The sequence below is a fragment of the Mycobacterium sp. 852002-51057_SCH5723018 genome, assembly GCF_001667035.1.
GTDB lineage: Bacteria > Actinomycetota > Actinomycetes > Mycobacteriales > Mycobacteriaceae > Mycobacterium.
The window spans coordinates 16,864-36,447 of sequence record NZ_LZIR01000001.1; the positions used below are offsets into that span (position 1 = coordinate 16,864).

At 68.1% G+C, this 19,584-nt stretch carries 18 protein-coding genes and 1 pseudogene; 11 read left to right on the forward strand and 8 right to left on the reverse strand.

The window, feature by feature from the left end:
* Positions 1–26: 26 nt before the first annotated feature.
* The 3 genes from A5764_RS00095 to A5764_RS00105 all read right to left on the reverse strand — a co-directional run bounded on the left by A5764_RS00095 (position 27) and on the right by A5764_RS00105 (position 2,269).
* Positions 27–638, reverse strand: a complete 612-nt coding sequence (locus A5764_RS00095) for a PadR family transcriptional regulator (protein ID WP_231989560.1) — start codon at positions 636–638, stop codon at positions 27–29.
* A gap of 284 nt (positions 639–922) precedes the next feature.
* A complete protein-coding gene (locus A5764_RS00100) occupies positions 923–1,756 on the reverse strand; it encodes a hypothetical protein (protein ID WP_067106563.1) in 834 nt (277 codons plus the stop codon).
* Between the two features lie 39 nt (positions 1,757–1,795).
* On the reverse strand, positions 1,796–2,269 hold the full coding sequence (locus A5764_RS00105) for a DUF1003 domain-containing protein (protein ID WP_082951375.1): 474 nt from the start codon (positions 2,267–2,269) through the stop codon (positions 1,796–1,798).
* Between the two features lie 214 nt (positions 2,270–2,483).
* On the opposite strand from A5764_RS00105, the gene A5764_RS00110 reads away from it, so the two are divergent.
* Positions 2,484–3,617: an NAD(P)/FAD-dependent oxidoreductase gene (locus A5764_RS00110; RefSeq protein ID WP_067106799.1), complete on the forward strand. Its 1,134-nt coding sequence runs from the start codon at positions 2,484–2,486 to the stop codon at positions 3,615–3,617.
* A gap of 15 nt (positions 3,618–3,632) precedes the next feature.
* Here A5764_RS00110 and A5764_RS29775 read toward each other — a convergent pair whose 3' ends face one another.
* The 4 genes from A5764_RS29775 to A5764_RS29780 form a co-directional block, all read right to left on the reverse strand.
* The gene (locus tag A5764_RS29775; protein ID WP_067106565.1) at positions 3,633–5,525 is read right to left on the reverse strand and encodes a serine/threonine-protein kinase; all 1,893 of its coding nucleotides are present in this window, start codon (positions 5,523–5,525) and stop codon (positions 3,633–3,635) included.
* Positions 5,526–5,641: 116 nt separating this feature from the next.
* Positions 5,642–7,471: a serine/threonine-protein kinase gene (locus tag A5764_RS28670; RefSeq protein WP_067106567.1), complete on the reverse strand. Its 1,830-nt coding sequence runs from the start codon at positions 7,469–7,471 to the stop codon at positions 5,642–5,644.
* A 29-nt stretch (positions 7,472–7,500) separates the two neighbouring features.
* The gene (locus A5764_RS00125; RefSeq protein ID WP_082951376.1) at positions 7,501–8,979 is read right to left on the reverse strand and encodes a multicopper oxidase family protein; all 1,479 of its coding nucleotides are present in this window, start codon (positions 8,977–8,979) and stop codon (positions 7,501–7,503) included.
* Positions 8,976–9,737 (reverse strand): ArsR family transcriptional regulator, encoded by a 762-nt coding sequence (locus tag A5764_RS29780; RefSeq protein ID WP_304441313.1) that lies wholly within the window; start codon positions 9,735–9,737, stop codon positions 8,976–8,978. The genes A5764_RS00125 and A5764_RS29780 overlap by 4 nt, the downstream gene beginning before the upstream one ends.
* A gap of 65 nt (positions 9,738–9,802) precedes the next feature.
* Between A5764_RS29780 and A5764_RS00135 the strand changes: the two genes are divergently transcribed.
* The 9 genes and pseudogenes from A5764_RS00135 to A5764_RS00180 all read left to right on the forward strand — a co-directional run bounded on the left by A5764_RS00135 (position 9,803) and on the right by A5764_RS00180 (position 18,479).
* The gene (locus tag A5764_RS00135; RefSeq protein WP_067106569.1) at positions 9,803–11,065 is read left to right on the forward strand and encodes an APC family permease; all 1,263 of its coding nucleotides are present in this window, start codon (positions 9,803–9,805) and stop codon (positions 11,063–11,065) included.
* Positions 11,066–11,081: 16 nt separating this feature from the next.
* Positions 11,082–11,447: a helix-turn-helix transcriptional regulator gene (locus A5764_RS00140; RefSeq protein ID WP_067106571.1), complete on the forward strand. Its 366-nt coding sequence runs from the start codon at positions 11,082–11,084 to the stop codon at positions 11,445–11,447.
* Positions 11,444–12,956: pseudogene (arsB, locus tag A5764_RS00145) on the forward strand (ACR3 family arsenite efflux transporter). The gene A5764_RS00140 and the pseudogene arsB overlap by 4 nt, the downstream one beginning before the upstream one ends.
* Before the next feature lie 25 nt (positions 12,957–12,981).
* Complete coding sequence (locus A5764_RS00155) at positions 12,982–13,398, forward strand: ArsI/CadI family heavy metal resistance metalloenzyme (protein WP_067106577.1); 417 nt, start codon at positions 12,982–12,984, stop codon at positions 13,396–13,398.
* Between the two features lie 75 nt (positions 13,399–13,473).
* Positions 13,474–14,061, forward strand: a complete 588-nt coding sequence (locus A5764_RS00160; RefSeq protein WP_067106579.1) for a (2Fe-2S)-binding protein — start codon at positions 13,474–13,476, stop codon at positions 14,059–14,061.
* A gap of 3 nt (positions 14,062–14,064) precedes the next feature.
* A complete protein-coding gene (locus A5764_RS00165; protein ID WP_067106595.1) occupies positions 14,065–15,042 on the forward strand; it encodes a xanthine dehydrogenase family protein subunit M in 978 nt (325 codons plus the stop codon).
* A complete protein-coding gene (locus A5764_RS00170) occupies positions 15,039–17,207 on the forward strand; it encodes a xanthine dehydrogenase family protein molybdopterin-binding subunit (protein ID WP_067106597.1) in 2,169 nt (722 codons plus the stop codon). Before A5764_RS00165 ends, A5764_RS00170 begins: the two co-directional genes overlap by 4 nt.
* Before the next feature lie 54 nt (positions 17,208–17,261).
* Positions 17,262–17,798, forward strand: a complete 537-nt coding sequence (locus tag A5764_RS00175; RefSeq protein WP_369807258.1) for a flavin reductase family protein — start codon at positions 17,262–17,264, stop codon at positions 17,796–17,798.
* Between the two features lie 3 nt (positions 17,799–17,801).
* On the forward strand, positions 17,802–18,479 hold the full coding sequence (locus A5764_RS00180) for a pyrimidine reductase family protein (RefSeq protein ID WP_067106601.1): 678 nt from the start codon (positions 17,802–17,804) through the stop codon (positions 18,477–18,479).
* A 7-nt stretch (positions 18,480–18,486) separates the two neighbouring features.
* Here A5764_RS00180 and A5764_RS00185 read toward each other — a convergent pair whose 3' ends face one another.
* Entirely contained in the window at positions 18,487–18,972 is a 486-nt protein-coding gene (locus A5764_RS00185; RefSeq protein ID WP_067106603.1) for an SRPBCC family protein, read from the reverse strand.
* 276 nt (positions 18,973–19,248) lie between these two features.
* On the opposite strand from A5764_RS00185, the gene A5764_RS00190 reads away from it, so the two are divergent.
* Entirely contained in the window at positions 19,249–19,548 is a 300-nt protein-coding gene (locus A5764_RS00190; protein ID WP_369807259.1) for a hypothetical protein, read from the forward strand.
* The last annotated feature ends 36 nt before the right edge of the window (positions 19,549–19,584 follow it).

Consider the following 19,584-nt stretch of genomic DNA (forward strand, 5'->3'; position numbering starts at 1 on the left):
GGCGAAGCGGGTCGCCACCATCAGGATTAGTCGGTCTCCCGCTTGGCCTGGACCTGCTTCTCGACCTCGCGCCAATAACCGGGCTTGGGGCGTGCTTTTCCGAAGCCGCCCTTGGCGGCCTTCTGCATGATGGCGTCGGCCTCGTCGATTTCCTTCATCAGTTCCAGGGCGAACTCACGCTCGGCGGCGTAATACTTGGCCGCCCAGCGTAGGGCGATCACCGAGTACGCCCAGGCGGGCTCGACCTCGGCCCCGTCGGCGTCCTCCACCGCTTTGCGATGCCTGGCCTCCGCGTAGGCCACATGCTCCTGCAGCAACTCCTTGAGCCGAGTCGGGTTGCTGAGGTGGCCAAACGTCACCCGCAGGAGAACGCTGTGCTTGAGCACCGGAGGATCCACGGGTGCGTCTTTGGTCCATTCGGTTACGGCGGCCATCCCGGCCGGAGTGATTTTGTAGAGCCGCCGGCTGCGGGTGCCCTCGTCGTGCTCGACGCGCGACGTCACGAGCCCCAGGCTCTCGAGCTTCTTGAGCTCGGTGTAGATCTGGCTGTACGACGGGCTCCAGTAGTAGAGGTCGACGCTCCAGTCGATCCACTTCTTGAGGTCGTAGCCGGAGACCTCCTCCTCGTACGACATCATGCCCAGCAGCGCCCAACTGGTGGCGGCAAGTCCCGCCTTCGCCGGATTTTCGCTGGTCTCGCCCACTCAGCCAGCGTAACAACACAGGTCACCAGCTCCCGGTGTTACCGACCGCTGGCCGGGACAGCAGCGTGCTGCCGGGCGTCGGGGTTCAGGATGTCGCGGGTGCCGCTGAACACCGTCGGGGGCCGAGGCCGGTCAGGTCCGCGCGCGGCGGACTGACCATCGGGTCGGTGGCCAGGAGGTCACCGCACCACCGCAGGGCCCGACTCCCTAGCATGGCGTCACCGGATCTGGAACCCGCGCCTGCGCGTCCAGAGCAGGGCCGCGACTGTTCCGATGATCCACACCGCGGCGGCGGTCGCCAGGTGTACGAGGCTTTTGGTGTCGCGTCCGAAAACCGGCCAGATCAGTTGGGGCAGCTGGGTCCATAGGACGCGGTGCTCCACCCCGTTCATCGGGTCGGCGACGTAGTAGAGCGCGTACGGCAGCGTGAGGGCCAACGCCCAGCCGCCGGTGCGGCGACGATTGCCACGCTGTCGCCACCGTCGGATCAGCGGCTCGGCGCTGACCGGATGGAGCACCGAGATGAGGTTGCCCACGCCGAGCCAGGACACGATGGGCACGGCGACGGTGGGAATGGTCACGGCGAGGCGCCCGGGCGTTTGGAACCACAACGTGAGGGCCATCGCGGTCAGCAAGGTGGGCAGCCCCACGAGCGTGAGCAGGGCCAGGTTTTTGATCAGCATCACCCGCCACAGCGGGACCCCGTCGGACAGGGCCTGAAGGACGCGATAGTGATCGGCGCCGAGCAGGTTGGTGGTGGTGACGTCGGCGAGGACCCATGAGGAGAAGTAGGTACCGACCAACACGGCCCAGTCGTGGTGGTGGCGGCCGGGGGTCAGCGGCTGCACGAGCAACCACGCCGCGGCGAAAATGACATTGGCCAACACCCCCATCAGCCAGGTCCGTGGCGGGGTGAACGACCACCGGATCTCGGCCCCGACGGCCCGCCACAGGCCTTGCCGAAAGTCCTTGGCGGCGCGCTTGGCCGCGGTCGGCCGGGGGGCCGATGCACGAGCCGCGGCACGCAGCGCCGCGCCCAGGTGTGGGCGCATCGTTGCCTGTAACTCCACCATTTGCTCCCCCAGAGCGGTCTAAGCTTGCAACGCGGAATCGCCAGGCGCCGGCGGCGGCGGGATCAAGCGCCGATGCAATTCCTCAGTCAGCACGTGGATCTCACGAGTGAGTTGGGTGTTGGTCTTCAGCTCCAATTCCTGGGTCTCGAAGTCATGGTCGGCCCGGGCTTGCTGAAAGGCGGATTGCCGGTTCTGGCCGATCATCACGAAGGTCGACAGGAAAATGGCCTCCAGCGAGACCACCAGGGTCAAGGTGGGCCACGGGTTTTTCTCCAGCAGCAGCATCCACACGCCGAATACGGCCGCGTGGATCCACACGAAGTTCATCGATCCGGCGAACGCGGTGATCCGGTCGGCCAAGCGCAGCTGAAGATCCGCGCTGCGCCTCCTGGCCTCCTCCAGCACGGCCGGATGGTGCACCTGTCCCCCCCGCAACAGCCGAAGTGGAATCAGTTGCGGGCTGTGCCGATGGGTGTCGGCCTGGGTCGTCATCTGAGCGTCCTTTCGGTGTCTGACACATATCGACCGGTGGAAGGGCCGCTGGCTAATGCTACTGATCGAGCCGACGACGCAGCGGTAGAACGTGTTACAGTTTGCCGACCGCGGCGGGGATCCGGCGGCCCACCCGGGCTTTGCGCGGAAGGAGGCCGGGATGGATCGCATCGCCGGCCATAAAATCTCCGAAAAGCTCAGGCGCGGAAGCCAAATGGGAGTAGTACGCCGCCACCGGGTCGTCATCGCCGGGCTCGGGGACGCGGGCGTCCTCACCGCCGTCCGCCTGGCCAGGCACGCCGACGTGGTCGGAATTTCGGTCAAACCCGCGCTGGTCAGCGGCCAAGAACTCGGCGTCCGGCTCTCCCGTCCGCAGGATTGGGCACGCGACTACTGGATCCCATTCGACAGGTTCCGCCGGCTGGATCGGGTGCGGACCGTGCAGGCGACGCTGACGGGCGTCGACCTGGCCGCTCGAACCGTGTTGGGTCGCCGACACGACGGCACAACCTTGACCGAAGAGTACGACGCGCTCGTCATCTCGACGGGGGTAACCAACGGCTTCTGGCGGCGGCCGACGCTGCAGTCGGCCGCCGATATCGGCGCGGACCTGCGCGCGGCGCACGAACGGCTCGCCGCTGCCGATTCGGTGATCGTCGTGGGTGGCGGCGCGGCCGCGGTCAGCAGCGCCCTCAACATGGCGACCACCTGGCCGGACAAACGGATCGATCTGTACTTCCCCGGAGAGCGGGCGCTGAGCGAATATCACCCGGCGACCTGGAAGCGCCTCCGGGCCCGGCTGACCGGGCTAGGTGTGGGGGTCCACCCGAGGCACCGCGCCGGCGTGCCCGAGGGTTTCGCGGGTGATGAGATCACCGGCGAACCGGTGCGCTGGAGCACCGGGCAACCGTCCGCCCGCGCCGACGCGGTGCTGTGGGCGATCGGCCGGGTGCGGCCCAACACCGACTGGCTGCCGCCCGAGCTGCTCGACGAGCGCGGGTTCGTGCGCGTGACGCCGGAGCTGCGGGTGCCCGGACATCCGGGCGTCTTCGCGGTCGGGGACGTCGCGGCGAGCGACCCGCTGCGCAGCTCCGCCCGCAATCGTGGAGATGCGCTCATGGCGCACAACATTCGTGCCGAGCTCGCGGGACGCGAGCTGCGCACATTCCGGACGCCGGGCCGGCGTTGGGGCTCGTTGGTGGGTATCCAGCCGGACGGGCTGGAGGTCTTCTTCCCCACCGGCCAGTCGTTTCGCTTTCCGACGTGGTCGGTCGAGCGGGTGGTGATGCCGTGGGTCGTTCGCTGGGGCATGTATCGCGGGGTGCGGCAAAACCATCCGCTTGGCTAACCGCCGATGGTCGGCCTAATCGCCTGTGCGGGTATATGTTTCGACAAAGTCGACGCTCCCGGAACACGAGCGACTGCCCGACTGCTCCAGGCGGTTCTGCCCGCTGAGCAGCGTGATCGGGTCCTGTGGTGGCTGCGGCAGCGGATACTGGCCGGTGACCTTCACAAAGACAGGGCCGCCACACTGGGGGCCGGGTTCGTCGTGTTCGACGTCCAAGGTCCATGAGCCGCCGCCGAAAACCAGCGGTGTGTCAAGGGTTTTGGAGTGAAAGTAGCTCATGCACCGGTCGCCGGTGCGCAGGCAGTCGGTGGTGACGGCCTGGTCCGCCTGCTGCTGAGGTCCTCTGCTGAACTTCCGCGTGACGTGGTAACGGCCGTGCAGCGCTTGGGCCGGCGACACCACCCTCGGCGGTAGCGTGTTCGCGTCGGGCAGGCTGTTGACATCGACGTCCCCGGTACGGGTGAAGGTCACGGTTCGTTTCTGATCGCAGGCGTTGGCGGCGGCCCCGCGGTAGTCGCCGGTGAAGGTGCCGTCGGGGCTCCGTTGCAAGGTGAACACCTGCCAGATTTCCGCGGGCGCGTCGCGGCACTTGTCCGAGCCGATGGTGACGGCCACCCAGCGCCCGTCGACCTCGTCGAACACCGTGGTGGAGGCGAGCCTCATCTCGCCGCTGAGACGTGACGCCGTCGCCCGGCACCCGGTGGGCCCGCACACCGAGCGGACCGCGTACGTGTCCGTCAACGCGGCCGCACCCGGAGCAGGGACGTCGTCGAGGTTGGTGCCCGGGCCGAATTGGACCCGATAGACGCCGGTGAATGGGCCCGAGTTGGGCGCCGCGGCCGCGGGAGTGGCCGGCGCCGCGGCGGTGTTGCGTCCGCCGGTGTGGTCTCGATCGTTCAGGAGCTTCACCCCCGCGACGACAGCACCGGCGACGACGAGCAACGCGGCGGCCGCCAGGGCGCCGGCCCGGGCGCGAGAACGCCGCCTCGATGGTGACACGGCGGGCATCGTGGCTTCCACTGCGGGATCGGTGTCCGGGAACGGGATCTCACCCGCGCGTGAGAACCCCGGACCGAGCTGCCGGGCCAGTCGGTCGGCGAACTCGCGGCAGCTGTCGAAGCGGTCGGACGGCTCCTTGGCCATCGCGGTGGCGAACACCGGATTCAGCGCGGCCAGCTCCGGTCGGTGCGCACCGATCGGCGGCGGCGGGGCGCCGATGTGTTGGCTGATCACCACGGCGGCGTTGGAATCAGCGTAGGGCGGCACCCCGGCCAGCAGATGAAAGGCGGTGCAGGCCAACGCGTATTGATCGGCGCTTCCGTCGACCCGCTCGCCCTTCAATTGCTCGGGTGCCACGTAGGCCACCGTGCCGACCGTCATGTTGGTCGCGGTCAGCCCGGTCGCGTCGTCGATGTGGCGCGCAAGCCCGAAATCGGCGAGGTAAACGCGCCGGGACTGCGCGTCGGGTTCGGTCAGCAGGATGTTGGCCGGCTTGACATCGCGGTGCAACAACCCGCGATGATGCGCATAGTCGAGTGCCGAGGCCACCGCGGTAACGATCGACACCACCAGCTCGAGCGGCATGCCGCCCGGGTAGTTCTCGTGCAGCAGGCGGCCGGCATCGGTGCCGGCCACGTAATCCATTGAGATCCAAAACTGGCCGTCCTCTTCGCCGCGGTCGTGAATCGACACGATGTGCGGATGAGACAGGCCCGCCGCGACTTCCGCCTCGCGCATGAAGCGCGCCCGAAATTCCGGATCGCCGGTCAGGTCGCCCGGCAGGACCTTCAGCGCGTCCTCGCGCGGCAACCGCGGATGCGACGCCAGATAGACCCGCCCCATCCCGCCCGCGCCCAGGACCCGCACGATCGTGTAGCCGGCAAACACCTGACCAACCTCAAGCGACATGGCCAAATGGTAAATCCTCAAGGCGCAGCGGCAACTACCATTCCCGTCGAATACGCATGCGACCGCGCCGGCAAAATGACGGTGGGGCGACGCGTGGGTGTTCCCGGGGACGCCCGCTAATCGCCCGTGCGCGTTATTGTTTCGTCGAAATCCGCATTCATGGCGCAGGGTTCGGTCTGTTCCTGGTGACCGCGCCCGACGAGCTGCAGGATGGGGTCCTGTGGCGGCTGCGGCACCGGCGCCTGCCCGCTGGACTTCATGTGCGCGGTGTCGGTTGACCTGCCACACCTGATGTCGACGTCGATGTTCCAGGTCCAGCTCCCGCCGCCGAACACCAGCGGCAGGTCACCCGACGGTTCGTGGAAGTAGCTCATGCACCGATCGCCGGTGCGCAGGCAGGCGGTGGTGACGGCGGTGTCCAGCTGCTGCCGTGGGATCCCGTTCGTCAAGGTGCGTGTAACGCGATAGTGGCCGCGGAGCCCCTGGGCCGGCGACGGCACCCGCGGCGGTGGGCCGGACGGGTCGGGAAGCCCGTTGGCATCGGCGTCGCCGGTGCGGGTGAGGATCACGCTTCGCTTGTCGGCGCAGGCGTTGCCGGAGGTCGCGGTGTATTCGCCGGCCAGGCTGCCGTCGGGCCGGGGCTGCAGCGAGAACACCTGCCAGAATTCGGCGTCGGCGTTTCGGCAGCTGTCCGGGCCGAGGGCTACCGCCACCCAGCGGCCGCCGATCTCATCGAACACCATGCTCGGCTGCCCGACGGTTGCCCCGCCCAGGCGCGCCGCCGTCATCACGCAGCCGCTGGAGCGACACACCGAACGCAGGCCATAGGTGCTCGTCAGCGCCGGCGTCCCGCCGGTGTCCGAGACGTCGTCGAGCGCGATGATCGGGCCGAAGTCGGCCCGGTAGGTGCCGCCGAACGGTCCGACGGCCGGGGCCGGATCATGCCGGCCGGTGAGCCTCGCGGTGGCAAACGCGCCGGCGGCGACCAGCAACGCGACGGCCAGCAGGGCGCCGATGAGGAGGGCCGGGCGCCGGCCCGGCCGCCTCCGGTTGGGTAGCGGCGGCCGAGGTCCCGCGGGGACCGTGAGGCCCTGGGGAACCGAGGGCGCGCTCAGGTGCTCGCTCAATTGCCGGGCGAATTCCCCGCAGCTGCCGTACCGGCCGGACGGCTCCTTGGCCATCGCGGTGGCGAACACCGTGTCCAGCCCGGCCAATTCGGGCCGGCGGGCACCGATCGAGGGCGGCGGGGCGCTGACGTGTTGCCCGATCACCACCACAGGGCTGGAACCGCGATACGGCGGCGCCCCGACAAGCAGGTGAAAAGCGGTGCAGGCCAACGCGTATTGATCGGCACGGCCGTCAACCGAACTGGCCATCAGCTGCTCGGGCGCGGCGTAGGCCACCGTGCCCACCGCCATCCTGGTCGTGGTGGGCCCCGTCACGTCGTCGATGCGGCGCGCGATGCCGAAATCGGCCAAATAAACGCGTCGCCCCTGCCCGTCCGAATCGGCCACCAAGATGTTGGCCGGCTTCACGTCGCGGTGCAGCACGCCGCGGCGATGCGCGTAATCCAGCGCCGAGGCGACCGCGGTGATGATCGCCATCGCCTCACCGACGGGCATCCCACCCGGAAACCGCTCCCGCAGCAGCCTGGCCACGTCGGTGCCGGCCACGTAGTCCATCGAGATCCAAAACTGGCCGTCATGCTCGCCGCGGTCGTGAATGCCCACGATGTGCGGATGCGACAAACCCGCGGCCAACTCGGCCTCGCGCTCGAACCGCTCCCGATACCGCGGGTCGGCGGTCACTTCGGGCGGCAACAGCTTCAGGGCGTCCTGGCGCGGCAACCGGGGATGCGCCGCCAGGTACACCCGGCCCATCCCGCCCGAGCCCAGCACCCGCAGGATCGTGTACCCGTCGAACAACTGACCGGCCTCGAGCGACATGGCCGAATCGTAAGTCCTTCCGTGGCGGATCAGCCGCTATTGAGCAGCAGCATCAGCCCGTAGTCCATGTGGATCTGCTGATGACAGTGCAGGAGTGACAGTCCGGGTTGGTCGGCGACGAAGTCGACGTCCATGCTCTGATAGCCGCCTAGCATCGCGACGTCCTTGCGCACGCCGGCGGTGGGCGTGCCGGCGACATGGGTGATTTCGAAGGTGTGCCGATGCAGGTGCATCGGGTGCAGGTCGTCGCTGGCGTTGCGGAAGCGCAGCCGGTAGCGCTTGTCGCGCTGGATGTTGAGCACGGGTTGGTCGTTGTCCATGGAGAACGGTGTGCCGTTGAAAGTCCATACGTTGAACCCGTTGTCGGCGGCGTTGCGCTTCTCGATCAGCAGCTCGATGGTCTGGTCGGGCGGTGCGGCGGGCGCGGGCCGCGCGAAAAGTCGGTAATCCCACTTGAACGGCGGCGGCGCCACCCACTGCGGATCCGCGCCGCGCCCGGCGTATTCCACGACGATGCCCATGCCGCGGTCGCGGTCGTCGTCGGACACGTCCCCCAGCACCCACACCCCGGGGTTGGTCATGGTGACGACCGCCGAAATGCGTTCTGCGGCACCCAGCCACAGCACCGGCACCGATGACGGGTTGGGTACCGGGTTGCCGTCGAGCGCGATCACGGTGAAGGTATGACCGGGCAGGGCCAGGCTTCGGGTTTCGGTGGCGCTGCCGTTGAGGACGTGCAGCAGCACCCGCTGACCGGTCTGCACGCGGATGGGATCGCCGTGGCCCAGCATCCGTCCGTTGACGGTGAACGCCCCGTAACTGACCTCATTGCCGCGCGGGTCGCCGCGACCCAGCGAGGCCGCCATCTCCGATTCGCCTTTGTCCTTCAGGCCGGGCTGCTCGTCGCCGGCCAGGAAGTCGGCGGCCATGTCGCCCCCGCTGGTGAAACTGGGATCAAACTCCTTGAGCGTCAAGAAGATCTCTTGGTCGTAGGCGCCGGGGTTCTGTTTGGGTTCGATGTAGACCGGACCGACCAGGCCGCTGTACTGGCCGCGGGACAGATCGGCGCGCGGGACCACGTGGGTGTGATAGAAGCGGAAGCCCGCGGGCCCCGGGACAAAGGAAATGCGCCGCATGCCGTGCGCGGGGATGTCAGGCGTGCCCTCCTCGGCGGCGCCGTCGACGTCCACGCCCAAGTGCTGGCCGTGCCAGTGCAGCTGCTCGGGGAAATCGGTGTCGTTGAAAATGTCCACCCACGCCCGCCGGCCCTCCTTGAACCGCACCAGAGGGCCGGGGAATTGGCCGTTGTAGGTCAGGGTCGAGGCGACCCGGCCGGGCGCCAATTCCACCCTGCCCGTACCGATCCGCAAGGTGTAGTCCGGCTTTCCATTGGGCGGGGCCGGCGGCGCGTTCCGCGAGCACGCGCCCGCACCCATGCCGGTGCCGCCGATCGCGGCGATCAACGCCGCCGATTTCAAGAATTCGCGCCGGCCGATCGGCGCCGTCATCGGTCTCCGCCTTCGGGACCCAGCGCGAGGACCGGTAGCAGGAAATCGATTCGGGTGTCCAATTCGCTTGCCACACGGCGGAATTGCGGATAGCTGGCGCGGTCGTTGTCACCGGCGGCCGACGGGTCGGGCAGGCTCCAATGCATCGTCGTGGCCACGCCGTGCTCACGCGCGTATTCGCGCACCTTGTCGCACAACGTGATGACGTAATCGAAGCGCCGCCGGCCTACCGCGGTCAACGGCTGGGGTCGGCCGTCGTGCAGGTCGATGCCGTACAGGTCGCGCAGGATTCGAATGGCGTTGGGATGCATGCGCGGTTTGGGATGACTGCCCGCGCTCGCGGTGCGGATGCGCCCGTGGCCCTTTTTCCGGAGCAGGGCCTCGGCCATCGGCGAGCGCGCGCTATTCCCCGAGCACAAAAACAGCACCGACCGTGCCGCGGGTTTAGCGGTGGCCGTCGACACGAGCGCCGGATGCAACGCGGCGGCCGCCTCCCCGAACGCCCCCGCGCACCGGCGCAGGTTCAGCTGGTAGTAGGTGTCGCGGCCGTCGAACGTGCTTTGCCGCGCGCCGATGAGCCCGGCCGTGCGCAACAGCCGTAGGTGATAGGAGACCAGGTTTTGCGGCTCATCAACGGCGGCAGCCAATTCCCGCACCCGGTGGTCGCCGGCCGCCAGTTCGGTCAGCAGCGCCCAGCGCACCGGATGCGCCGCCATGCGCATCAGCGGCGGCACCGCCGCCCGCTTGGGTATCGCCACCTTTCGGACGATACATCAAACTGATTTGATAGGTTTGGGGAGATCCCGGGTGACGAGGAGGCCGAGTGTCCGACAGCGGTCAGCTGCGCCGCAGCCTGGGGCTGTTCGACGCGGTGGTGATCGGGCTCGGGTCGATGATCGGCGCCGGGATTTTCGCCGCGCTGGGCCCGGCGGCGCATGCCGCGGGCTCGGGGCTGCTCCTTGGACTGGGGTTGGCGGCGGTGGTGGCCTACTGCAACGCCACCTCCTCGGCGCGGCTGGCGGCCCTCTATCCCGCGTCCGGCGGCACCTACCTGTACGGCCGCAAGCGGCTTGGTGATTTCTGGGGTTATCTGGCGGGTTGGGGATTCGTCGTCGGCAAGACGGCGTCCTGCGCGGCGATGGCCTTGACCGTGGGCGCGTACGCGTGGCCGTCGCAGGCGCACCCGGTGGCCGTCGCCGCGGTGGTGGCGTTGACCGCCGTGAACTATGTCGGGGTGCAGAAGTCGGCCTGGCTCACCCGCGTCATCGTCGCGCTGGTGCTCGCCGTCCTGGCGGCGGTGGTCGTCGCCGTGTTCGCCTCCGGGACCGCCTACGCCGATCGGCTGCAGGTGGCCGGTGCCTCCGTGGGCGGCGTGGTGCAGGCCGCCGGCCTGCTGTTTTTCGCCTTCGCCGGCTACGCGCGCATCGCCACCCTCGGAGAGGAGGTGCGCGACCCCGCGCGCACCATCCCGCGGGCGATCCCGCTGGCGCTGGCCATCGCCCTGGTCGTCTACGCGCTGGTGGCCGTGGCCGCGCTGGCCGCGTTGGGGCCACAGCGTCTCGCCGAGTCGACCGCCCCGCTGGCCGACGCGGTGCGCACGGCCGGGATGGGCTGGCTGGCGCCCGGGGTGCGGGTGGGCGCGGCGGTAGCGGCGCTGGGCTCGCTGCTGGCGCTGATCCTCGGCGTCTCGCGCACCACCCTGGCGATGGCTCGCGACCGCCATCTGCCGCACGCGCTCAGCGCCGTGCACCCCAGGTTCGAGGTGCCCCACCGGGCCGAGCTGCTGATCGGCGTCGTCGTGGCGGTGCTGGCCGCCACCGCGGACCTGCGCGGCGCGATCGGCTTCTCGTCGTTCGCCGTGCTGATCTACTACGCGGTCGCCAACGCCTCCGCGTTGACCCTCGGGCCCGACGAGGGCCGCCCACACCGGGTGATCCCCCTGGTCGGGCTGGTCGGGTGCGTGGTTCTGGCGTTCGCGATGCCGCTGTCCTCGGTGCTGACCGGCGTCGCGGTGCTCGGTGTCGGTGTCGCCGCCTACGCCGTTCGGCGGGTGATGGGCAGGAGGAGTGGCAACCTGATTCGATAAATGCTTATATAGAAGGATGTCGAATCAAGCGCAGCGGTGCTGCCCGGCGCTGGGCACGGCGGCGATGGGTGAGTCGCAGGCGGCGGAGTTGGCGGCGATGTTCAAGGCGCTGGGCGACCCGGTGCGCCTGCGGCTGCTGAGCCTGATCGCCAGCCACCCCGGCGGTGAGGCCTGCGTGTGCGAGATCTCGGCCACCTTCGACGTATCGCAACCAACGATCTCCCATCACCTCAAGCTGCTGCGCTCGGCCGGCCTGCTCGACTGCGAGCGGCGAGGCACCTGGGTGTACTACTGGGTGATTCCCTCTGCATTGCAGCAACTTTCGTCGGTCCTGCACATCGATGACCTCGTTGGGGCAACGAGGCCAGGATGCGGGCCATGACCAACGCCTCGACGCCGGTGTCCGCCCCACCGGCGGTAGCGGCCCGGCTCTCGACGCTGGACCGGTATCTCCCCGTCTGGATCGCGGTGGCGATGGCCGCCGGCCTGCTGCTGGGCCGATCGGTGCCCGGCCTGGGCGCGGCCTTGAGTGGCGTTGCGGTCGAAGGCATTTCACTGCCCATTGCGATAGGCCTGCTGGTCATGATGTATCCGGTGCTGGCGAAGGTCCGCTACGACCGGCTGGACGACATCACCTCCGACCGCAGACTCATGGTGAGCTCTGTGCTGCTCAATTGGTTGATCGGGCCCGCCGTGATGTTCGCCCTGGGCTGGCTGCTGCTAGCGGACCTACCCGAGTACCGCACCGGGCTGATCATCGTCGGGCTGGCCCGCTGCATCGCGATGGTCATCATCTGGAACGACCTGGCGTGCGGGGACCGCGAAGCCGCGGCCGTGCTCGTCGCGTTGAACTCGCTGTTCCAGGTCGTCATGTTCGCCGCACTGGGCTGGTTCTACCTCTCGGTGCTGCCCGGCTGGCTCGGCCTGCCGCAAACCGGCATCGCCGTCTCCGTGTGGCAGATCGCCAAATCCGTGCTCATCTTTCTGGGCATTCCACTGCTGGCCGGATACCTGTCGCGCCGACTGGGTGAGCGGTCAAAAGGCCGCCAGTGGTACGAGACCCGATTTCTGCCCCGCATCGGGCCGTGCGCGCTCTATGGGCTGCTGTTCACCATCGTCATCCTGTTCGCCCTGCAAGGCCGCCAAATCGCTTCTCGGCCATGGGATGTCGCACGCATTGCGGTCCCGCTACTGGCCTATTTCGCGATAATGTGGTGCGGCGGATATGCGCTGGGCTACGCCCTGCGGCTGGGCTATTCCCGCACCACCACCCTGGCGTTCACCGCCGCCGGCAACAATTTCGAGTTGGCCATCGCGGTGGCGATCAGCACGTTCGGCGCCATGTCCGGGCAGGCCCTGGCCGGGGTCGTCGGACCGTTGATCGAAGTCCCCGTACTGGTCGGGCTGGTCTACGTCTCCCTGGCGTTGCGCGCCCGGCTGTTCCGACACGAGCCCCAGCTAGGAGCCCAAGCCGATGGCCGACAAACCCCGCGTGCTGTTCGTCTGCGTCCATAACGCCGGGCGCTCGCAGATGGCCGCCGCCTTGCTGAGCGACATGGCCGGCGATCGGATCGAAGTGCGCTCCGCCGGGACCGAACCTGCCGACCGGGTCAACCCCGTCGCCGTCGCCGCCATGGCCGAACTCGGAATCGACATCGCCATCGGCGCGCCGAAAATCCTCACCGCCGACGCGGTGCGGGTCAGCGACGTCGTAATCACCATGGGCTGCGGCGACACCTGTCCCTACTACCCAGCAGTGTCCTACCGCGACTGGACACTGCCCGACCCCGCCGGTCAACCGCTGGCCGCGGTGCGCGCGATCCGCGACGACATCGCCGCCCGAGTCCGGGCTTTGATCACCGAGCTCCTGCCGGGAGCCACCACCCCCTAACCGACGCCAGAAGGAAGGACCCACGATGTCGCGCCTGCAATTGGCCCTCAACGTCGACAATCTCGACGAGGCAATCAGCTTCTACGCCAAGCTGTTCAACGCCGAGCCGGCCAAGGTCAAACCCGGCTACGCCAACTTCGCGATCGCCGAGCCACCGCTCAAGCTGGTGCTGCTCGAGAATCCGGGCCATGGCGGCACTCTCAATCACCTCGGCGTGGAAGTCGACTCCGCCGACACCGTGCGCAGCGAAATCGCCCGTCTCACCGAGCAGGGACTGTTCACCGAAGAAGAGCTGAACACCACCTGCTGCTTCGCCGCCCAGGACAAGGTCTGGGTCACCGGCCCCGGCGGGGAACGCTGGGAGGTGTACACCGTGATCGCCGACTCCGACACCTTCGGGCCGAACACCGACCATCCCGATGAAAGCTGCTGCACCGCATAGCGCACACCAGGCAATGCTCGTTGTCAGCGGCGGCGCGCAGGATGGATGTCACGAACCCGTTTTACAGTGGATCTAATGGACAACCGATTCGGTATCCAACTCAACCGCAGGACGTTCGTGGGTGCCTCCCTCGCCTTGGGCGGCGCCGTCGCCGCCGGTCCCGGCGCTGCCGGACCCGATCAAGCCCAGGACGAAGGCCACACCACCGTCGTACATGCCCGAATCAATGGCGAAGATCGAGAAATCACCGTCGATAACCGCACGTCGCTGCTGGACATGCTGCGCGAGCGGGCGGGACTACCCGGCACCAAGAAGGGCTGCGACCAGGGAGCGTGTGGCGCGTGCACCGTGCTGGTCGACGGTCGCCGGATCAACTCGTGTCTCACACTCGCGGTGATGCACGACGGTGCGCGGATCACCACCATCGAGGGCCTGGCCGACAGCGGCCGACTCCATCCCCTCCAGCAGGCGTTCATCGATGACGACGCGTTCCAGTGCGGCTATTGCACACCCGGCCAAATCATGTCCGCCGTGGGGTGCATCGGTGAAGGGCATGCGGGCTCGCCGGCGGAAATTCGAGAGTGGATGAGCGGCAACATCTGTCGCTGCGGCGCGTACACCAACATCGTCAATGCGGTCGCCACGGCGGCGCGCGCCCAGTAGAACGTGTTCCCTTTCCGCTACACCAAAGCCGTCGACGAGCAGTCGGCGCTGAGGGCCGCGGCCGCCGGCGCCCGTTACATTGCCGGCGGCACCACGCTGGTCGACCTGATGCGGGAAACCGTGGAGCGTCCGGATTCATTGGTGGACATCAACGCTTTGCCTTACGCGTCGGTCGACGTACGGCCCGACAGAATTCGCGTCGGGGCCCTGGTGCGGATGACTGACCTCGCCGCTCATCCCGTCGTCCGGCAGCAAATGCCGGTGGTCAGTCAAGCCCTTGAGCTCAGCGCCTCGCCCCAGCTGCGCAACATGGCGACGATCGGCGGGAACCTTTTGCAACGCACCAGGTGCCTGTATTTCCGCGACGTGTCGGCCCCGTGTAACCGACGCACTCCCGGCGCGGGTTGCGCGGCTATCGAGGGACGCAACCGCACGCACGCAATATTTGGCACCAGTCAAGACTGCGTCGCGACCCACCCGTCCGATCTAGCCGTGGCCCTCGTGGCGTTGGACGCCGAGGTGGTGGCGCGGGACACGTCCGGGGAACGGCGAATACCCGTCGGCGATCTTTTTCGCGAGCCGGGTGACTCGCCTCACCAAGAGCACAACCTTCGGCCCGGCGAGCTGATCGTCGCCGTCGAGGTGCCGGTCGGGCCCGTGTCGCGCCGGTCCGGCTATCTCAAGGTGCGCGACCGCCAGTCCTACGAATTCGCATTGGAATCGGCGGCGGTGGCGCTCGACATCGACGCCGGCGCCATCCGCAGCGCCAGGGTCGCGGTCGGCGGGGTCGGCACCGTGCCGTGGCGTTTGTCGGCCGTCGAAGGAGCGCTCAGGGGAAGGCCGCCCGACGCCGACGTCTTGCGCGGCGCGGCCGCGCTTGCCGCTGACGGCGCAAAACCGCTGGGAGAGAACGGCTTTAAGGTCGAACTCCTCAAGCGGACGGTTGAAAGACAACTGACCACCGTGGCGGCGTTGCCATGACGCAGGCACTGCCCTCCGCGCTGATAGTTTCCGGCCAGCCGATCACCCGGGTCGACGGCCCGCTCAAGGTGACCGGCAAAGCGCGGTACGCGGCCGACAACGAGTTTCCCGGATTGGTGTACGCGGCGCTGGTGTGCAGCACGGTGGCGTGCGGCCGCGTCGACCGCGTCGACGCCAACGCCGCACTGGCGCACCGCGACGTGCTTCGGGTGCTGAGCGACTTCCCCGGGTTGAAGCTGCCGTTCGATACACGCCAGGTTTCCTTCTTCGGCCAGCCCGTTGCCGTGGTTGTCGCCAGCACGCTTGAGGCGGCCGCCCACGGGGCGTCGCTCGTGGCTGTCCTTTACTCGGATCGGCCGGCGTTGACGAATGTCGATGCGCCGCAGGCCATTAGCCAGCCGGGGCGTTCCAATCGCGACTATGCCCGCGGCAACGCGGATCAAGCGATTCGCAGGACGTCGGTGGTAACAGACCTCGGGTACAGTATCGCCCGCAACAACCACAATCCGATGGAATTGCCCGCGACCATTGCCAAGTGGGACGGCGACCAGCTCACGGTGTGGGACAAGGTTCAAAGCATCAGCTCGGCGCGGCAGGCCTATGCCGACGCTATGGGTATGCCCCCAGACCACGTGCGGGTGATCTCGCCGTTCGTCGGAGGTGCCTTCGGTAGTGCCGGGCAGACGTGGCCGCATCAACTGCTCGCCGCATACGCCGCTCGGCGCATGCGGAGGCCCGTGAAGCTGGTGCTGACCCGCAAGCAGATGTATAGCGGAATCGGCTACCGGCCCACCAGCCGGCAGCGCGTGGCCATTGGGGCGGACCAAACAGGCCAGATCAGCGCCATGATCCACGAGGGACGAACGGAGACAGCAAAATACGGAACCTACGAGGACGGGCTTGTCGGCATTCCGCGCTTTCTGTACCGCGTTCCCAACCTCCGTTCGACCTATCGCGTTGTGCCGCTCGACGTCCACCTGCCCACCTACATGCGGGGCCCCGGCGCGGTCACCGGCATGTTTGCCCTCGAGTCCGGCATGGACGATCTCGCACACCGGCTGGGCATGGACCCGATCGAATTACGCATGCGCAACGAACCCGACGTCGACCAGACCGACGGCAAGCCGTTTTCCACGCGGCGGCTAACCGACTGCCTCCGGCAAGGGGCGGCGAGCTTCGGCTGGGGCCGGCGGAACCCGACTCCCGGAGCCGGCCGCGAGGGCGATCAACTCGTCGGAATCGGTGTGGCCGCGGCGGCCTACCGCACCCAGCGTAGTCAATGTGGCGCAATTGCAAGGGTTTTGGCTGACGGGACGGTCGAGGTACGAAGCGGAACCAGCGACATGGGGCCCGGAACTTACACCTCGATGACGCAGGTCGCCGCAGACGCGCTTGGGATGCCGCTAAGCCGCGTGCGATTCGCCCTGGGCGACAGCCTGTTCCCGCCCGCGCCGTCGCACTCGGGGTCGCGGACCATGGCCAGTGTGGGGTCGGCCGTCTTTACTGCCGCGAATATGCTGCGCGACCGCTTCGTTCGCACGGCCATAACCGACCCGGGATCGCCGCTCAACGGCCTGCGTCCGGACGACGTCGCCGTCACGGATGGCCGCATGGTCGCGACGACAGGGCCCGAGCGTGGCGAATCGTATCAGGATCTGCTGCGCCGCCGCGGATGGCCGAGTCTGGACTCGGAACAGACATGGACACCCGACGACGCCGATAAGCGGTACTCGATGTACGCCTACGGAGCCGTGTTCGCTGAAGTCGTCGTCGACTCGTTACTTGCGACGGTGCGGATCCGCCGCATCTATGCCTGCTACGACGCCGGCCGGGTGATCAACCCCAAACTCGCGCATAGTCAGGCGATCGGCGGCATGGTCGGAGGAATCGGGATGGCGCTCCTGGAAGGGACCCAGCTGGACCACCGTGATGGCCGCATCGTCAACGCGAACATGTCGGATTATCTGGTGCCGGTCAACGCCGACGTCCCCGCGTTGGATGCAACCTTTTTACCGGCCGAGGACCGGATCGCCGATCCGATCGGCGTCAAGGGACTCGGCGAGTTGGTGATCGTCGGCGTGCCCGCCGCGATCGCCAACGCGGTGTTCAACGCCACCGGCAGGCGCGTCACCGATTTGCCCATCATGGTGGACAAGCTGCTCTGAACCGGAGGCGTCTCGGTGTTGGGCCGGCCTGCGTCGCGCGCCGCAATCGCGGCAATGCGATTCCCGCCCGGCACGAACGGGAAGACTGAGCGGGTGGCCGAGCCCGGAGCGGAAGCATTCGAAAAGCTGGTGGCGCTGCTCAACTATCCGATGTTTGTCGTGACCACGCAGGCCGACGGCGTCGCGGCCGGCTGCCTGGTGGGCTTCGCCAGCCAGGCCAGCATCCATCCGCCGCGCTTCCTGGTCGGCCTGTCCACCAAGAACCACACGTTTCGGGTGGCAGCCGGCGCCAGCCACCTGGCGGTGCACGTGTTCGACCACGAGCACCTCGAGGTCGCGGAACTCTTCGGCAGCCAGACCGGCGACACCGTCAACAAGTTCGACCGCTGCGCGTGGCACCGCGGCCCGGCACAGTTGCCCATCCTCGATGACGCGGCGGCCTGGTTCGTCGGCAAGATCCTCGATCGTTTCCCCCTCGGTGACCACGTCGGGCACCTGCTGGAGCCCGTCGACGGCGAACCGCCGCGCGAGCTGGAGAGCTGGGTGTCCTTCGGCGACGTGCGCCACCTCGAACCGGGCCACGAGGCCTAGCCGATGACGTCGCTACGGATGGGTGCCGTCGGCGACGTCACCGAGCTGGCGTCGTTTTATGCCGACCCCCCGGACGGGGTCCGGGCGAACATGATCTTCAGCGCGGACGGCGCCGCCGCGTTCGGCGGTCGCGCCGGTCCACTGTCCTGCCCCACCGACCAGCAGCTGCTGAAGATCCTGCGCGGCTTCGCCGACGTGGTCCTGGTCGGCGCCGGCACCGCCCGCGCCGAAAACTATGGCCCGGTGCGGCTCATCGACACGCAACGCGCCACCCCTCCCCCGATCGCCGTGATCAGCCGGACCGGTGCACTGCCGACGCGGCTGTTCGGCAACCCCGACCAGCCACCGATCCTGGTCACCTGCGCGCGGTCGGCCGCGCGGGAGGACCCGCGTCGACGCGTGCTGGTCGCCGGCGAGGATTCCGTCGACGTAACCCGCGCCCTCGCGCTGCTGCGCGCGCAGGGCATGAACCGCGTCCTGTGCGAGGGCGGACCGACCCTGCTCGACGAGTTGGTGGACGCCGACGCCGTCGCCGAGATCTGCGTGACGCTGGCCCCCAAACTCGCCGGGAGCCAGCCGGTTGGCCAACGAAAGCCGTCCCGGCTTTCGATACCGGTGGCGATGCGGCTCGAGCACGCGCTGACCTGCGACGACTACCTGTTCCTGAAGTATCGGCGCTGAGCCGCCGTCAGCCCCTCGGGTAGCCCCGCCGGACCGTGCGGTCGAGGATGCCCAGGGTCGCCCGCAGCGCACCCTCGGACAGCACCGGGAAGATTCCGGCCTCCCGCCACTTCGGGTCGATCTCCGACCAGTCGTAGAACGAGGTGACGACCGTGGCCGCCGCGTCGTCGGCGGGCTCCAGCCGGTAGCCGTAGACGTGGCCGATCGGCGGGCGGATCTGGCCGAGAACCGTCCAGGCGATCAGCCGATTCCGCTCGAACTCCCTGATCTCGACGGTGACGTCGTACCTTCCGAGCTGCGGGAAGTCGTTGAGCGCCTCGCGGTCCATGTGCACCACGAAGCTGTCCCCGACGCCGGTTACCGGGTCGCCATCGGCGGCCTGCAGCATTCCAGAGGAGTCGATCGCGACGTGGCCCTGCGGGTCGCACAGCACCGCGAAGATATCGGCGGCCGGCGCGTTGATGGTGCGACCAACCTCGATGCGTTCGGTCATGAGTCCTCGCAGCCAGCGGAGATGGCCGTCAGCGGCCCGCCGTCACTCTACGACGCTTCGGCGCGGGCGCATATCGGCCGGTTGCTGAACGAACGCTCGGCATGCACTGAATGCAGGTGCTTCCTATGATGAGAGCTTGGGGAAATTTTCATCGAATAGCCTGCGCGGCATTGCGTTCGGTCGATCGTCGTCCACTTTCTCGCGGGCACACCTCCGAGGAGGACCATCGGCCACGTGAGCGATTCAACCGACGAGGACGAATACCGCAATCTTGCGGTGAACCGACTGCGGCCCAGCGAACTTAACTGGGCGCTCAACCACGACGCCGTGCACGGGATCGCCTACGCCTTCAGGAACCCCGTCGCCGTCGCCGAAGCCATCGACGATCCGCATGACGACAGGAAGACCTACCTGGTCCGGGTCAGGCGCGATGACTTAGCCAAGGCGCTGTCAAACATCAACGACTGGATCGTCAAAAACCCCGGCCCGGCCGGAATGCAGGCCTACGGCTTTGTCCGTGCGCTGTCGCGAGAGGGCCTCGGCGAGCGCAAAACCGGGGACGAGGAACGCCGCTGATCGGGTGTCGCCGCCCCGCCGACCGGGAGCCGCCAT

Coding starts and splice junctions, on each gene's coding strand:
- A5764_RS00095 (WP_231989560.1), bottom strand. CDS start 638: ATGATGTCGTACGAGGAGGAGGTCTCCGGCTACGACCTCAAGAAGTGG.
- A5764_RS00100 (WP_067106563.1), bottom strand. CDS start 1,756: ATGCGCCCACACCTGGGCGCGGCGCTGCGTGCCGCGGCTCGTGCATCG.
- A5764_RS00105 (WP_082951375.1), bottom strand. CDS start 2,269: ATGACGACCCAGGCCGACACCCATCGGCACAGCCCGCAACTGATTCCA.
- A5764_RS00110 (WP_067106799.1), top strand. CDS start 2,484: ATGGGAGTAGTACGCCGCCACCGGGTCGTCATCGCCGGGCTCGGGGAC.
- A5764_RS29775 (WP_067106565.1), bottom strand. CDS start 5,525: ATGTCGCTTGAGGTTGGTCAGGTGTTTGCCGGCTACACGATCGTGCGG.
- A5764_RS28670 (WP_067106567.1), bottom strand. CDS start 7,471: ATGTCGCTCGAGGCCGGTCAGTTGTTCGACGGGTACACGATCCTGCGG.
- A5764_RS00125 (WP_082951376.1), bottom strand. CDS start 8,979: ATGACGGCGCCGATCGGCCGGCGCGAATTCTTGAAATCGGCGGCGTTG.
- A5764_RS00140 (WP_067106571.1), top strand. CDS start 11,082: ATGTCGAATCAAGCGCAGCGGTGCTGCCCGGCGCTGGGCACGGCGGCG.
- A5764_RS00155 (WP_067106577.1), top strand. CDS start 12,982: ATGTCGCGCCTGCAATTGGCCCTCAACGTCGACAATCTCGACGAGGCA.
- A5764_RS00160 (WP_067106579.1), top strand. CDS start 13,474: ATGGACAACCGATTCGGTATCCAACTCAACCGCAGGACGTTCGTGGGT.
- A5764_RS00170 (WP_067106597.1), top strand. CDS start 15,039: ATGACGCAGGCACTGCCCTCCGCGCTGATAGTTTCCGGCCAGCCGATC.
- A5764_RS00175 (WP_369807258.1), top strand. CDS start 17,262: ATGCGATTCCCGCCCGGCACGAACGGGAAGACTGAGCGGGTGGCCGAG.
- A5764_RS00180 (WP_067106601.1), top strand. CDS start 17,802: ATGACGTCGCTACGGATGGGTGCCGTCGGCGACGTCACCGAGCTGGCG.
- A5764_RS00185 (WP_067106603.1), bottom strand. CDS start 18,972: ATGACCGAACGCATCGAGGTTGGTCGCACCATCAACGCGCCGGCCGCC.